The sequence below is a fragment of the Microbacterium sp. B35-30 genome, from assembly GCF_010634855.1.
Taxonomy (GTDB): domain Bacteria; phylum Actinomycetota; class Actinomycetes; order Actinomycetales; family Microbacteriaceae; genus Microbacterium.
This window is the reverse complement of record NZ_MWLQ01000008.1, coordinates 47,646-63,296: the sequence shown is the minus strand read 5'-3', so window position 1 is coordinate 63,296 and position 15,651 is coordinate 47,646. Positions and strand designations below refer to the sequence as shown.

Below are 15,651 nucleotides of genomic sequence, written 5' to 3'. Positions count from 1 at the left end.
TGGGAAAGCGCTCGCCGGTGACACTAAGCCAGGGCCGAACCATTGCGCAAGGCTCAGAGGCAAGTTCGTAAAAACGTTTCACAAAGTTCTTGCCTCGCCGCGGGGCGCCGTGCGAGACTGCCAGCGGTCGTCGACGGAATACGCTTTCCGTCGGCGCCGACAACAAACCAGGCCGGGGCGATGCCGCGCCGGCCGACCCGGACAGGGCTCGAGTCCGTACGCGCCCGGTTCACGACGACGATGCCGCGACGCCGCGGCCTGCGCCGTCATCCTTTGCCGATGCTGACAACAGGAGGAACCGTGCCCCACGTGTCCGCACGCGCCGCCGGCGCACCGCGACCCGCTGAACACGCCACCACGCCCCGCGCTCCCCGCCGTGGGCTCCGCCTCACCGCGATCGCCGGCGCTGCCGTCGTCGTGGCGTCGCTGATCACCGCGACGCCCGCCGCGGCCGCGCTCCCGCCCGCCGAGGACGGCGCCTGGCGCTTCGACTTCGGCACGGCCACGAGCGCGGTCGCCGACGGCTACCAGCAGGTGCTCACCTCGACCCGGTACACCGCGGAGTCGGGGTGGGGCATCACCCTCCCCGACGGCGCGACGCTGTTCGACCGCGACCGCAGCACGGACGGCTCGCCCGCCGGCGCGATGGAGGACGACTTCGTCGCCGGCACGAACTGGGGCTTCCAGCTCGACGGCGTGCCGGAAGGCGACTACGAGGTCACCGTGACGATCGGCGACGGTCTGAGCTCGGCATCCGGCACCAACGCCACTGTGACCCTCGAGGGTGTCGCGCAGACGCGGCTGCTCTCGGCGAGGGGGCTCAACCTCACGGAGACGTTCCCGACGTCCGTCACCGACGGCCAGCTCACCATCGGCTTCGCCGGCTCGGGACTCGGCGCGTACGTGAACGGCCTCGTGGTCGCACCCGTCGTGCCCGACGCCCCGACCGGACTCGCCACGGCGCGCGTCGCGTGGAACGGCGTCGACCTCACGTGGACCGCCGTCGACGGCGCCGCGAAGTACCGGGTGCTGCGTGCCGACGTCGGGAACGACGTCACCGGCGAATTCGCGCAGATCGCCGAGACCACCGAGCCCGCCCACACCGACGCGTCGGTGACGGCAGCCGGCTCATACGCCTATGCCGTGGTGACCGTCGACGACAAGGGGCGCACCTCCGCGCCCTCGGCCGAAGTGCGCTCGGGAGTCATCCCCGAACTGGTCGCCCCCGCCGCTCCCGCCGACCTCGCGGTGGCGCAGGTCACGCGCGACGCCGTGGTGCTGACGTGGACCGCGGTCGCGAACGGCGATGAGTACATCGTCGAGCGCGCCGGCGCGGACGGCGTCTTCTCGAGCCGCGCGACCGTCTCGACGCCCGGATACACGGATGCCGCCGACACCGCGCAGCAGTGGACCTACCGCGTCACCGCGCGCAACCAGGCCGGCTCGTCGGCGCCCTCGCCCACGGTGACCTCACCCGCGTACATCGCGCCTGCGCCGCTGCCCGAAGGCGACGTCGTGACCTTCGATTTCGGTCCGGGTCAGGTCGCCGACGGTGCGCTGCCGGTCACGTCGTCGACGGCGTTCAACGCGGAGTGGGGCTACGGCTTCTCGACCGCTCCCACGTCGGCGACGCCGGACGTCGACCGCGGCGGAGACGATGCCCTGCGCGGCGACTTCGTGGCCGCCGCCGGTGCGACCTTCGAGGTGGACCTCGGCGCCGGCGACTACTCGGTGCGGCTCGTCTCGGGAGACGCCGCAGCCGCGACGACGACCACGGTGACGGCCGAGAGCATCGCGAAGGTGCTCGCCAATCCGCAGACGGCGGGCTCGTACCTCGACATGTCGTTCACGATCGCCCTCGTCGACGGCACCCTCACCCTGCAGTTCGCGGGCGACGCGCCGGCCGTCAACGCCCTGACGATCACGCGCCTGCCGGCGCGGGTCGCCGGCGCCATCTCGACGGCGTACCTCACCGGCGACTCGACGGTGCAGACGTACGACCCGATCGCATACGCTCCGCAGGCCGGCTGGGGCCAGATGATCGACCGGTTCTTCGCCGACGACATCGCCTTCGCCAACCACGCCATCGGCGGACGCTCGTCGAAGAACTTCCTCACCCAGGGTCGTCTCGACGAGGTGCTGCGCAGCATCCGTCCCGGCGACTATCTCTTCGTGCAGTTCGGGCACAACGACGCCACCCAGGGTGTCGACGACCGGTACGCGAGCCCCGCGGACTACAAGGAGTACCTGCGGGTCTATGTCGAGGGTGCGCGCCAGCGCGGTGCGACGCCGATCCTGGTCACGCCGGTGTCGCGCCGGTCGTTCAACGCCGAGACGGGCCTCTTCAACGTCAGCTTCCCCGAGTACGTCGCGAAGATGACCGAACTCGCGGTCGAGGAGGACGTGCTGCTGGCCGACCTTTCGGCCTCGAGCCGCGCCTATCTGGACGAGATCGGCCCGGAGGCGGCGAAGGCGGTGTTCCTGCACGTCGACCCGGGCGTCTTCCCGAACCGGCCGGCCGGCACCGTCGACGACACGCACTTCCAGGAGTACGGCGCGATCCAGATGGCTCGCCTCGTCGCCCAGGACGTGGCGTCGCTCGACACCCCTCTGGCGGCCAAGGTCGCCGACATCGCACCGCCCGCCGAGGTGCCGATCGCCCCGCAGAACCTGGTCGCGGGTGCGATCAGCAACGGCGGCGCGACCCTGCAGTGGGACGCCTCGCCGACGGCCGACATCTACAAGATCTACCGCCAGGCCGTCGGGGACCCCGAGCCGACGTGGTCGCTCGTGGGCATGGTCACGCAGACGAGCTCGATCGTGCAGGGCCTCGCCGAGGGCACCGGCTACCGCTACCGGGTGGTCGCGGTGAACGGCCGCGGCGAGTCCGAGCCGAGCGCCGTGGTCACCTTCACCACCAAGCAGGCGCTGTACAAGTACGACTTCCAGCTCGCCGGCAATCCGCTGATGCCCGGCTACACCGAGGTCACTCCCGACCTCGCGTACAACGCCGAGCGCGGCTTCGGGTTCCTCAACACCCTGGCCGCGAACGCGGGCCGCGACCGCGGCGCCGCCGAGGGCTCGAACGACCTCGTGCGGGACTTCGTGCTGCCGGGCGACTCGTCCACCTTCGCACTCGACGTGCCCAACGGCACGTACTCGGTGAAGACGTACTCCGGCGACTGGATCGGCTCGACGCGCACCACCTTCCGCGTCGAGGGCAAGGAGGCCGGCACCGGCAACGCCGGCCGCGGCGCGGTCAACGAGACCCTGCGCGGACCGTTCCTCGTCACCGACGGGCAGCTGAACGTCGAGGCCTACGGCGCCGCGGCGGGCACGCGGCTCAACGGCCTGGAGATCACGCCGATCCTGCTGGGGCCGGTGGGCCTCGAGGTCACCGACCTGAACACCGACCCGGCGGCACCCAGCGTGTCGCTGGCCTGGGATGCCGAGCCCGGCCTCACCTGGAACGTCTACCGCCAGTCGCCCTTCGACGACGAGCCGGTGCTGATCGGCGCCGTCGCGGAGCCGGGGTTCGCGGACACGACCGCCCGCGTCGGACTCGACTACGACTACCACGTGACCGCCGTCGACCAGACGAAGCTCGAGTCCGTGCCGTCCGCCACAGTCGAGGTCTCGTTCGTCGACGCCGACGTGGCGCCGCCCGCCGCGCCCAGCGGCCTTGCTGTGGAGAGCATCGACAAGAACTCCGTGGGGCTGTCGTGGGCCCAGCCGCTCGGCGCGCAGTACTACCTGGTGTTCCGCTCCGAGGTGGACGGCGAGCGCGGTGAACTCGTGGGCGTCGCCGACACGAGCCGCTTCACCGACACCGACGTGCTCACCACGATCCCGTACTTCTACACGGTGGTCGCGGTGAACGCGGGTGGCGCCGGTGCGGCATCCGCGCAGCTGAAGACCGAGGCGGTCACAGTGCTGCAGCGGCAGGCCGAGTACCTCGACCGCGCCCCTGTGGCGGTGGCGACGGATGCCGGCAACCTGGTGTCGTGGCGCATGCTCGGCACCGATCCCGACAGCGTTGCGTTCCACGTCTACCGCGACGGCGCACGCGTCACGACGACGCCGATCACCGACTCGACGAACTATCTCGACAAGGCCGGGGACGCGGCATCCGTGTACTTCCTCACGAAGGTGCTGGACGGAGTCGAGACCACCGAGACCGCCGAGTTCGGCGTGCAGACCGCGGCGTATCGCTCGGTCGCCCTGCAGAAGCCAGCCGACGCGTACACGAAGGACGGGCAGCCGCACGGCTACCGCGCCAACGATGTAAGCGTCGGCGACGCGGACGGCGACGGGCAGTACGAGCTGTTCGTGAAGTGGGACCCGACGAACTCGAAGGACAACTCGTCCGCCGGGTACACCGGGAACGTCTACCTGGACGCCTACCGCCTCGACGGCACCAGGCTGTGGCGCATCGACCTCGGCGTCAACATCCGCGCCGGCGCGCACTACACGCAGTTCCAGGTGTACGACTACGACGGCGACGGCCGCGCGGAGCTCATGGCCAAGACGGGCGACGGCACCATCGACGGCATCGGGCAGCCGATCGGGAACGCGGGCGCCGACCACCGCAACAGCTCGGGCTACGTGCTGCAGGGGCCGGAGTACCTCACGGTCTTCGACGGTGCCACCGGCGCGGCGCTCGACACGGTGGACTACGTTCCGCCGCGCGGCGACGTCGGGGCTTGGGGCGACGCCTACGGCAACCGCGTCGACCGGTTCCTCGCGGCGACCGCCTACCTCGACGGCGAGCACCCGAGCGCGGTCTTCACCCGCGGGTACTACACGCGGGCCGTCGTCGCCGCCTATGACTTCGACGGCGCGCAGCTCACCGAGCGGTGGGTGCTCGACTCGAACGACGCGGGCAACGAGGGGCTCTACGGCGAAGGCAACCACAACCTGTCGGTGGCCGATGTCGACGGCGACGCCAAGGACGAGATCGTCTTCGGCTCGGCGACGATCGACGACGACGGTGACGTGCTGTACGCCACCGGCCTCGGCCACGGCGACGCCCTGCACGTGTCGGACCTCGTCCCCTCGAACCCCGGGCTCGAGGTGTTCGCGGCGCACGAGAACATGACCGCGTCCGAGAACCGCGGGGCCACGATGCGCGACGCGCGCACCGGCGAGATCCTCTGGGACATCCCGGCGGATCGCGACACCGGTCGCGCGGCATCCGCCGACATCGATCCGCGCTACGCGGGTGCCGAGGGCTGGGCCGTCGGCGGTGACGCCGCGTGGAACTCGCGCGAGGGCTACCTCGTGTCGGCCGACGGCGAGCGGATCGGCAACGTGATCCCGGCCGCGAACTTCCTGGCCTGGTTCGACGGCGACCCGCTGCGCGAGATCGTCGACCACGAGTTCGACGACGGCCCGCGCACCGGCGTACCGACCGTCTCGAAGTGGGACGCGGAGTCGCAGTCGGCGGAGGTGATCCTGCGCGCGGACGGCGCCCTCTCGAACAACGACACGAAGGGGACGCCCAACCTGCAGGCCGACCTGTTCGGCGACTGGCGCGAGGAGATCGCGTGGCGCTCGGCAGACTCGAGCGAGCTGCGGATCTACTCGACCACCGACGAGACCGACCTGCGCCTGCGCACGCTGATGCACGACCCGGTCTACCGCCTGTCGGTCGCGTGGCAGAACACCGGCTACAACCAGCCGCCGCAGACCAGCTTCTTCCTCGGCGACGGCATGGCCCAGCCGCCGGCACCGCGCATCGCGGTGACGGGCGACCCCTCGGGGGCGACCGACACCACGGCACCGCTGCTCGCCGGCCTCCCCGCCGACGGCACGCTGCTGCCGAGCACGTCGGACTTCACCGTCGCGGTGACTGCGGACGACCCGGAGTCGGGCGTGCGCAACCTCGACATCGCGTTCGACGGCGTGCCCGTCGCACCGGGTCAGGCGATCGACCTCGCAGACAAGGTGGGCACGCACACCCTCACGGTGAACGCGGTCAACCACGACGGCCTGGTGACCCAGGCGTCGGTGCGGCTGCTCGTGTTCGACGACGAGGGCCCGACAGCGGCACCGGCCCGCGGCATCCTGTCGACCAACTCCGGCTGGGAGGACGGCCTGCACGACGGCACGTTCACGGTGTCGATGAACCTGTGGCACGGGGTCAACGGGGCGGTGTTCAAGCTGTACGAGAACGGCGCGCTGGTCTCGACGAAGCTGCTCGACGCCAACTCGCCGAACGCGCAGGTCTCGACAGTCGACGTGACCGGCAAGCCCAACGGCACCTACGTCTACACGGGCGAGCTGATCAACGCCGTCGGCACCACCGCGACGTCATCGGTCACCGTGAAGGTGGCGGATGCCGCACCCGCAGTGCCGGTGCTGTCCCACGACAACAAGGACAGGGACGGCAATTACACGGTCACCGCCGACCTGTGGTGGGGCACGAACGGAACGAGCTACAAGCTGTACGAGGGCGGCGTGGTGATCGACGAGCAGACCCTCGTCGCCGCGTCTCCGAACGCGCAGCAGGCGAAGACCGCCGTCGCGGGACGCGCACCGGGCACGTACACCTACGTCGCCGAGTTCGCCAACGCGGCCGGGGCGACCATCTCGAAGCCGATCACGGTGACCGTGAGGTAGCCGGCGCCGACACCCCACGGCCGGTCGCCCTCGGGCGGCCGGCCGTTGGCATGCCGTCGACGTCCGAAGCGATCGCTCGACGGGCACCTCGAGCGCGTTCGATCCGACGACCGCGACGTTGAGCCCGGGCCTCGGCCGTCCGTCGAGCGAGCGCCGGCGAGACGAACCCGATCAGCTGCCGAAGCCGCACCAGTCGCCGACCCACGTGAGGATCCGGCCGCGCAGATCGTCGCCGACGAACAGCGTGAACTCGCCGGACTCGCCCTCGTGCTCCACGCGCACATCGAAGATCGTGCCGCGCTTGTCCTCCAGCACCGCGTGCGGGTCGCAGCGGAACGGCAGCAGCGGGATCTGCACGACGACGGGCTCCGTGTCCGTGGCCGCGACGTGCAGGTCGAGCGGATACAGCTCGCCCTGCGCGGACGAGCCGGCGAACTCCAGCAGGTTCGTGCGCTCCAGCCCGACGACGGTGGCCTCGCCCGCGCCGGCGGGGGTCACCGTCAGCTCGAGCGCGGCGGGCTCACCGGGCGCCGACGGCTGGAAGCCGGTGAACGCCAGGGTCGCAGCATCCGACATCCGCTCTTGAAGGCATTCGCGGGCGTGCAGCGGAGCCAGGAAGCCCAGCGCATCGGGAGCGGGCACCGTGACCTCGGCCGACGACGACTCCCCGACGATCTCGAGCACCACCTCCGCCTCTCCGTCGTCGGGCGCCGTGCAGTCGACGGGCGGCAGCTGCACGCGGATGTCGACGAGGCCACCAGGGGGGATCGTGCTCGCGCGATCGGGGATCACCCGGGTCGCCGAGCCTTCGAACCGCGGATCGTCGACCCGCACACCCCTCACCTTGAGGGCGATGTCGGACCCGTTCGCGACGCGCACCTGCGCCTGCCGCGGCGCGACGTCGGCGCGCAGCTGCGCGAGCTCGACGGTCACCCCCTCCGGCAGGGTGGATGCGGGGTCGGGGCTCACAGCGGGCGGAAGGGTGGATGCGGGGTCGGGGCTCACCGCGGGCGGTCCGGCGCATCCAGAGAGCACGAGGCCTGCCGCCACCATCGCCCCCGCCGCGATGCGCCGGGTGCGCGCCGTGACCCGTGCCGTTCTCAGGGCCGCGGCGAGCTGTGCCCCCGGCGAAGCGGCCGGCCGCGGCATCCGTTCCGCCTTCCTGGGAACGGCACTCACGGCGGACATCACGGGGGCTCCGGCGGCTACCGCGTCAGCGTCTCGCGGGCGACGGTGAAATCGTCGAGCGCCACGGGATCGATCTCTACGCCGAGGCCGTGGCCTGTCGGCACGCGCACGTGACCGTCCTCGAGCACCGCAGGCTCAGTCACGATGTCACGCGTGTAGAAACGGCTCGACGCCGACACGTCGCCCGGCAGTGTGAAACCCGGGAGGGCGGCGAGCGCGGCGTTGGCGGCCCGCCCGATGCCGGTCTCGAGCATGCCGCCGCACCACACCGGCACTCCGGCGGCGAGGCAGCGATCGTGGATGCGGACCGCTTCGAGGTAGCCGCCGACCCGTCCCGCCTTGATGTTGACGACGGATGCCGAGCCCAGCGCCAGCGCGTCGGCCGCGGCCTTGTCGGACACGATCGACTCGTCCAGGCACACCGGCGTGCGGAGGCGCCGGGCCAGCGTCGCGTGGTCGACGAGGTCGTCCTCCTGCAGCGGCTGCTCGATCAGGAGGAGGTCGAAGCGGTCGAGCTCGGCCAGGGTGTCGGCATCCGCCAGCGTGTAGGCCGAATTCGCGTCGACCTGAAGCGGGATCGTGCCGAAGGCGTCGCGCACCGCCGCCGTATCGCCGACGTCGCGACCGGGCTTGATCTTGATCTTGATGCGCACGTACCCCTCGTCGAGATACCCGCGCACGGTGTCGACGAGGGCTGCGGGGTCGCGCTGGATGCCCACGGAGACCCCGCTCGGCACGCGGTCGCGCACCGCGCCGACGTACTCGCCGAGACTCCGGCCCTCGGCACGGAGGGCGGCATCGAGCACCGCCAGCTCGAGCCCGGCCTTCGCCATGCGGTGACCCTTGAAGGGCTCGAGCACTCCCGCGACGTCGTCGGGGGCGAGCAGGCCGGGCTCACGGACGGCACGGTCGCCCACGGCACCGTCGAGCAGCGCCGGCACGAGGAAGCGCAGCGCGACGTCCCACGCGCCCTGCGTGTACTCGCTGGAGTACAGCGGGTCGGCCTGTGTGACGATCTCGCCCCACCCGTCGCCACCGGACGTCAGCGCGCGGACGACGATCACCTCGCGCACCGTCTCGGTCCCGAACGACGTCGTGAAGGGGGCGACGAGCGGCAGGTGCAGCACCCGCAGCTCGAATCCTTCGAGGGCGACGGATGCCGCAGGCCGGGCGATGGGCATGCGCTCAGCGTACGCCCGGCCGCCGCCCCCACGGCGGCCGGGCGCACGGCCCTCAGCGGAAGCGCGGGTCGTTGCGCGGTGCGGTGTCGACCTTCAGCCCGAGCGCGTCGGCGATCTCGCCCCACGAGACGTACGCGAAGTTCGTGGCTGACGGGGTCAGTGGGCGAAGCGCGCGTCGACGACGTCGCGCCGGACCGGGATGTAGGTCGACCGTGCGATGCGGGGCCGACGGCGTCGGGGCTCCCGCGGTGCGGTGCGGTGCTCCGTGTGCCGCCACCCGTCGCCTAGGGCGATGATCAGTGTCTCGATGTGCTCGCGCATCTCTTCTCCTCGTTCCCACGAGAAGAGGCCCGCATGCCGGGGCTGATACGTCACACGTACCGCGTCCATGTCTTCACGGTACGAGGGGGTTCCGACATCCGGAATCGCGAAAGGGTAGATTTCCGCGCGCGCGGGCGTGAGGAAATCTACCCTTTCGCGATTCCTGACAGGTCAGGCGGGGAGCTCGGCGAAGGCGCGCACCGGGAACGTGCCGAAGCCCTCGACCGCGGGCGGGGCCGCGGTGAACCGCGCGCCGCGCGGCGGCAGTGCCGCAAGGTTCGTGAGGTGCTCCACGACGTGCACACCGGCGCCGAGCAGCAGGCTGTGCGCGGGCCGCTCACCTCCCGACTCGGTGTCGTCGATGTTGACCGAGTCGATGCCCACGAGCACCGCGCCGGCATCGACGAGCCACTGCGCGGCCTCGCCGGTGAGGTACGGCGCGCCGGTCCCGTACTCCGGCTGCCCGAACCACCGGTCCCAGCCGGTGTGCAGCAGCACGGCGGCTCCACGCACGTCACGATCGGCGAGCGTGGACGAACGGATGCCTCGGCGCCCGACATCCCACGCGTCCTCGAGGTGGAACACCTCGGCGCGAAGGCCGACGAGCGACGAGATGTCGAGGCCTGCCAGGTCGGGGCCGGCGGCGTACCGGTGGAACGGCGAGTCGAGGTACGTGCCGGTGTTGCCGATCATGTGGATGACGTCCATCGCGAACTCGGTGCCCGGCGCGTAGCGGGCACGCGAGTCCTCACGGGTGAGGTGGGGTGTGATTGTCGGCGCGGGGAGCCCCGGGTACGTCACGAGACCGGCCCGGATCGGATGGCTGAGATCCACGATGCGGGTCGACGAGCCGTAAGCTGCGGCATCCGGAACCGTCTCGACGCCGCGGCTGCCACGGTGCGCCTCCTCGACGACCCGAAGGCCGCGCAGCTCCACCTCGTCGACGAGCGCGAGCCCGAGGTGCACGATCAGCAGGCGCGCGATCTCGTCCTGCGTGAGCTCGGGCGAGGGCAGGTCGAGCCGGAACCCCGTGCCCGACAGGCCGCCCCCGTTGGCGAAGCGGATGTCGAAGTCGAAGTGCGCGCGGTACTCGGGTGCGGGAGGCATGGGCGAGAGCCTACGACTGCAGGGGTTGTTGCGCAGGAGATTCACGCTTCCGCAGGACGAAGTGGGCAGGATTCCGCCTGCGGAAGGGCAGTTCAGCTGCGGTGCGCCCGGCCGCGCCACCCGGCACCGCGGGGTGCCTCGCCGGCGGTGTGCGAACCGCCCGTAAGCGCGCCGAGGACCAGTAGCCGGTCGTCGTCCCGATGGCAACCCCGTGCGCGCTCTCCGAGCACGCTCGTAGCGTCGGGCGCATGGACACCTTCGACTTCGCCCCGCGGCACGCGATCGTGACCGCCTCGGACTCGGGCATCGGGCAGGCGACCGCGCTGGCATTGGCCGACGCGGGGCTCGACGTCGGCATCACGTGGCACAGCGACGAGGAGGGCGCCGAACGCACTGCCGCCGCCGTGCGCGAGCGCGGGCAGCGGGCCGAGGTGACGCGGTTCGACGCCACCAGGCTCGACGAGGTCGCGGGCACGATCGACGGGCTCGTCGAGCGTCTCGGCGGGCTCGACGTCTTCGTGAACAACGCGGGCGGCGGTTCGGGCGGACCGTTCCTCGAGGTCTCGATCGAGGACTGGCGTCAGGTCGTCGCCCTCAACCTCGACGGCGCCTTCGCCGGACTTCAGGCGGCCGCCCGGCACATGGTGCGCGCGGGCGCCGGCGGGCGCCTCGTCGCGATCACGAGCGTGCACGAGACGCAGCCGCGCGTGGGGTCGGCGGCGTACGTCGCCGCCAAGCACGGCCTCGGCGGCCTCATCGAGACCATGGCTCAGGAGCTCGGCGAGCATGCGATCACCGCGAACGCCGTCGCTCCGGGCGAGATCGCGACGCCGCTGACCGATCAGGAACCCGAGGACGCCGAGCGCACCCGCCGCCCGGGCATCCCGCTCGGGCGCCCAGGAAAGCCCGACGAGATCGCCGCGGTCGTCGCGTTCCTCGCGTCTCCGGCGGCCAGCTACGTGACCGGCGCGAGCTGGACCGTCGACGGCGGGATGCTGCAGATGGGCCCGCAGGCAGGTTCCCACCTGAAGAGCGACGAGTGGCGGAAAGGATGACCATGAACGCCCCTGACAACACCGACGAGACCGACGGCACCGGCATGACCGACGAGGAGAAGCGGCGCGACCAGCTGACCTCGGCACCGGACGCGGTGGAGTCCGACGCCGACCCGCGCATCGACGTCACGCACCGCGACGGCGTCACACGCATCGACATCCGCGACGACGCCGACGTGCGACCCGGCGACCCCACGAAGGAGCCACCCGGTCGTTGAGCGAGCGAAGCGAGACGAAACGTCTTCGGCGTGCTCGAGGCGTTTCGTCTCGCTCGCTGGCGCTCGCTCGCTCAACGACCGGGGATCGGAGTCCGCGCGCGCTCGCTCAACGACCGGGAATCGGAGTCCGCGCGCGCTCGCTCAACGACCGGGAATCGGAGTCCGCGCTCGCTCGCTCAACGACCGGGGATCGGAGTCCGCGCGCTCGCTCAACGACCGAGAACGAGCAGGTAGCCGCGCGCGTCGTCGAAGCCGCCGATCACGAGGCCTTCGGCCAGGTGCCCGGTGAGCTCTTCGCGTACCCGAAGGCGCCAGGATGCGGCATCCGTCGGCGCTTCGCGCCTCATCGCCTCGATGTCGTGCGGGATCCCGACCGACGCGACCACGCGGTCGTCGCCGGGTGTCGGCACGGGCGGCGCGGCGAGCGCCCACGACACCATGATGCGGTCCGTCTCGTCGCCGCGGTTGACGCCGTCGTCCATCGGACCGTAGTGGTTCACGAGGTACTCGGTGACGCGCGTGCCGAGCACCCGGAGGTTGAAGTGCGCGTTGCGGGCGACGAGCGGGTCGAAGGTCCAGGTGATGTGCCCGACCTCGCGGGAGAGCGCCCACTCCCGCTGATGCTGCTTCAGCACGCGGCCGAGCCCCTGAGACTGGTGGTCGGTCAGCACGCCGGTGATGTGGCTGTGCATCGAGCGCGCCGAGGGCACGGCGAAGAAGGCGACGGATGCCCCGACCATGCGATCCCCGTCGTACAGGCCGACCGCGTAGTTGCCGGAGTGCGCGAGGGCCCGCAGCAGGTTCGGCGGCATGCCGCCGCGGTCGCCGCCCCACACTTCGGCGAGCACCTCCGAGGCACGGTGGACCTCGTCGACGGTGTCGAGCGGGCGGATGTCGATGCCGGGCGGCGTCGCGGTCTCGGCCATCCCTTCACGGTACTCCGGTGCAATCAGACGTCGTTGCGCGAGCGAGGAACGCGGTCGTTGAGCGAGCTTGCGAGTCGAAATGCAGAGACGAAACGCCTGAGCGCGGCGCTGACGGCACACCCACGCGTTTCGTCTCGCTTCGCTCGCTCAACAACCGGATGCCGCGGCGCACCTGCCCCGGAGCCGATGCCCCGGAGCGCCGATAGCCTGAAGCGATGGGCACGGGTGATGAGGACGCGAGAAGAAGACTCACCCGGATGCCTCGGCAGGGCGCCATCGTCGCCGTCCTGGCGGTCGCGGGCCTGTGCTCGTCCTTCATGTTCACCCTCATGGTGCCCATCCAGTCCAAGCTGCCGGAGCTGCTGAACTCCAGCCGCGAGGACACGGCGTGGGTGGTCACTTCGACGCTGCTGGCGGCCGCCGTGATCACCCCGATCTCGGGGCGACTCGGCGACATGTACGGCAAGCGCCGCATCGTGCTCGTGCTCGTCGCAGTGATGGTCGCCGGCTCGGTCGTGGCGGCACTGTCGCCAGGGATCGTCGGCATCATCGTCGGACGCACGCTGCAGGGCGCCATCGTCGGCGTGGTACCGCTCGGCATCTCGATCATGCGCGACGTGCTGCATGAGGACCGCGTCGACTCCGCGATCGCCTTCATGAGCGCGACGCTCGGCGTCGGCGGCGCGCTCGGCCTGCCGATCAGCGCGCTCATCACCGAGCGCAGCGACTGGCACCTGCTGTTCTGGATGGCGGCCGGCCTCGGCGTCGTCGTGTTCGCGCTCGTCCTCTGGATCGTGCCGGTCAGCGTGCTGCGCACCGCCGGCCGATTCGACTACCTCGGCGCCGCTGGACTCGCGGTCGGCCTCATCGGCATCCTGCTGGCGATCTCGCGCGGCAACGAATGGGGCTGGGGGTCCCCGCCGGTGCTGGTGTGCGGACTCGGTGGTCTGGTCGTGCTGCTGCTCTGGGGATGGTTCGAGCTGCGCATCGACGAGCCGCTGCTCGACCTGCGGGTCGCCGCCCGGCCCGCGGTGCTGCTCACGAACATCGCCTCGGTGGCGATGGGGTTCTCGCTCTTCGCCTCGAACGTCGTGTACCCGCAGATGCTCGAGCTGCCCGTTGCGACCGGCGCCGGGTTCGGGCTGTCGCTGCTGGTCGCGAGCCTGATCGTCATGCCCTCCGGGATCGTCATGATGCTGCTGTCGCCGATCGCCGGTCGCATCGCGTTCCGCACCGGACCCAAGCTCCTGCTGCTGCTCGGCGCGCTCTCGCTGATCGCGGCCTACGGCTTCACGCTGCTGTTCTCCTCCGAGGTGTGGCACATCCTCGTCGCGAACATCCTCATCGGTGCCGGCATCGGCTTCGGGTACGCCTCGATGCCGATGCTCATCATGCGCTCGGTCCCGCAGAGCGAGACCGGCGCGTCGAACGGCCTCAATGCCCTGTTCCGCTCGCTCGGCACCAGCACCGCCGCGGCGGTCATCGGCGCGGTGCTGGCCACCTACACCGTCGACTTCGAAGGCGTCCCGGTCCCGACGACGACCGGCTTCACCCTGTCGCTGATCCTCGGCGGGGCCGCCGCGATCGTCGCCCTCGTGGTGGCCCTGTTCATCCCGCGCCATCACGCGCCCGAGGAGCGGCATCCGTCCCTCCGCGAGTGACCTCCTGACGTGCGCGCACCCGGCCGGGGTCGCGTAAGCGCCTGAGCCCGTCAGGACGTACCCGGGTCAGCCCCGCAGGCGCGCGAGGCGGAGGGAGTCCGGGGCGAGCCGCTCGGCGACGGCCACCGCCGACAGGATCGCGCTCTCGTGCGAGTCGGCGTCGGCGGTATAGAGCCCGGCGAGCGAGATCCCGTGGCGCCCCTGGAGCGGGCGCAGCCGCCGCTGGGCGTCGAAGTAGGCGGTGTCGATCAGGCCGTGCTCGTAGGTCGCGGTGGCATAGAGGGGCTCCGGAAGCACGTCGTCGTACGTGACCCAGCTCTTGAAGACCGGGAGCCCGCGCGCCGGATCCCAGATCGACAGCGAGCTGTGCGCGGCATCCGCGCGGATGTTCACCACCGACCACGCCGCCTCGTCGCGCGGCATCAGCCTTCGGTCACCGTGGATCGCGATCGTCGTCGTGAAGTAGTCGAACCTCGCAAGCTGCTGCGTCAGCTCGGCGACTTCGGGAAGGTGAGCAAGCAGCGCATGGGCTTGGCGGGCGCTGCACGCGAACACGAGATGGTCGAACGGATGCCGTACCCCGCCCGCCTCGATCCCGAGAGTGCCGTCGCCTTCCCGCGTGACGGACTCGACCGGTGAGCCGGAGTGCAGCGTCGCCCGCTCGAAGGAGGCGATGAGGGCCTCGACGTAGACGCGGAGTCCGCCCGGGATCTGGCTCTGTACCGGCGGCCGAAGACCCCTCGGGAGGTTGGCTCCGAGGTAGTAGAGCGCGTTGTAGGCCGAGAAGCGGCGGAAGTCGGCGAGGTCGACGCACCAGAATGCGAGCAGGAGCGGGAGCAGGAAGCCGTCGACGAACGACCGAGGCAGCCGCTTGCGCTCGATGTACTCCGCGATGGTGACGGTGGTGTCGTGCTCGGCGAGGAACGCCGGAATCCCGGCGAGGAACGATCGGAAGCGCAGCAGCCGGCCGATCGCTTCGGGACGCAACGACGACCGCACCGGACGCACCCCGCGGAACGGCGGCATCGCGGTCGGTCCGGTGCCGTCGCTGCCGGCCACGGTGAGGGTCGCCGGGTACGACTCGCGGCAGACCTGGAGCGCGTCGAGCAGCCGGTTGAAGGTCGCGTAAGCCGCACTCGGCGCGAAGAACTGGAAGCCCGCGTCGACGGGGATCCGCTGCCCGTCGACCTCGATGTCGACCGTGTGCGCATGACCGCCGAAGCGGTCGTCCCGCTCGAACAGCGTCACCTCGTGATCGCGCTCCAGCAGCCACGCGGTCGCGAGTCCCGCCGCTCCCCCGCCGATGATTCCGATCCGCATGTGGCGCCGTCCTGTGAGGGGTCGTGCTCAGACTAGGGCCCGAGGTGGGTCTA

The 15,651-nt window shown here is 71.1% G+C and carries 10 protein-coding genes; 4 read left to right on the top strand and 6 right to left on the bottom strand.

Going from position 1 to position 15,651, the window contains the following annotated elements; all coding sequences use genetic code 11:
• Positions 1-309: 309 nt before the first annotated feature.
• Positions 310-6,621, top strand: coding sequence for a fibronectin type III domain-containing protein (locus tag B2K11_RS03705; RefSeq protein WP_163616956.1), 6,312 nt, complete (start codon positions 310-312; stop codon positions 6,619-6,621).
• Between the two features lie 171 nt (positions 6,622-6,792).
• Here the strand turns inward: B2K11_RS03705 and B2K11_RS03700 are convergent, their stop codons facing one another.
• The 4 genes from B2K11_RS03700 to B2K11_RS03685 form a co-directional block, all read right to left on the bottom strand.
• On the bottom strand, positions 6,793-7,770 hold the full coding sequence (locus B2K11_RS03700) for a hypothetical protein (protein WP_204259997.1): 978 nt from the start codon (positions 7,768-7,770) through the stop codon (positions 6,793-6,795).
• Positions 7,771-7,826: 56 nt separating this feature from the next.
• Positions 7,827-8,990 (bottom strand): o-succinylbenzoate synthase, encoded by a 1,164-nt coding sequence (menC, locus tag B2K11_RS03695; protein ID WP_163616931.1) that lies wholly within the window; start codon positions 8,988-8,990, stop codon positions 7,827-7,829.
• 156 nt (positions 8,991-9,146) lie between these two features.
• Positions 9,147-9,380 carry a hypothetical protein gene (locus B2K11_RS03690; RefSeq protein ID WP_163616930.1) on the bottom strand — a complete coding sequence of 78 codons (234 nt, stop codon included), beginning with the start codon at positions 9,378-9,380 and terminating at the stop codon, positions 9,147-9,149.
• 102 nt (positions 9,381-9,482) lie between these two features.
• Positions 9,483-10,418, bottom strand: coding sequence for a cyclase family protein (locus B2K11_RS03685; RefSeq protein WP_163616929.1), 936 nt, complete (start codon positions 10,416-10,418; stop codon positions 9,483-9,485).
• A 248-nt stretch (positions 10,419-10,666) separates the two neighbouring features.
• On the opposite strand from B2K11_RS03685, the gene B2K11_RS03680 reads away from it, so the two are divergent.
• A complete protein-coding gene (locus tag B2K11_RS03680; RefSeq protein ID WP_163616928.1) occupies positions 10,667-11,473 on the top strand; it encodes an SDR family oxidoreductase in 807 nt (268 codons plus the stop codon).
• Between the two features lie 2 nt (positions 11,474-11,475).
• A complete protein-coding gene (locus B2K11_RS03675) occupies positions 11,476-11,691 on the top strand; it encodes a hypothetical protein (RefSeq protein WP_163616927.1) in 216 nt (71 codons plus the stop codon).
• A gap of 209 nt (positions 11,692-11,900) precedes the next feature.
• On the opposite strand, the gene B2K11_RS03670 is transcribed toward B2K11_RS03675, so the two are convergent.
• Positions 11,901-12,617 carry a GNAT family N-acetyltransferase gene (locus B2K11_RS03670; RefSeq protein ID WP_163616926.1) on the bottom strand — a complete coding sequence of 239 codons (717 nt, stop codon included), beginning with the start codon at positions 12,615-12,617 and terminating at the stop codon, positions 11,901-11,903.
• Positions 12,618-12,874: 257 nt separating this feature from the next.
• Here B2K11_RS03670 and B2K11_RS03665 point away from each other — a divergent pair, with 257 nt between their 5' ends.
• Positions 12,875-14,278, top strand: a complete 1,404-nt coding sequence (locus tag B2K11_RS03665; RefSeq protein ID WP_163616925.1) for an MFS transporter — start codon at positions 12,875-12,877, stop codon at positions 14,276-14,278.
• Positions 14,279-14,344: 66 nt separating this feature from the next.
• Here the strand turns inward: B2K11_RS03665 and B2K11_RS03660 are convergent, their stop codons facing one another.
• A complete protein-coding gene (locus B2K11_RS03660) occupies positions 14,345-15,598 on the bottom strand; it encodes an FAD-dependent oxidoreductase (RefSeq protein ID WP_163616924.1) in 1,254 nt (417 codons plus the stop codon).
• Positions 15,599-15,651: the final 53 nt, after the last annotated feature.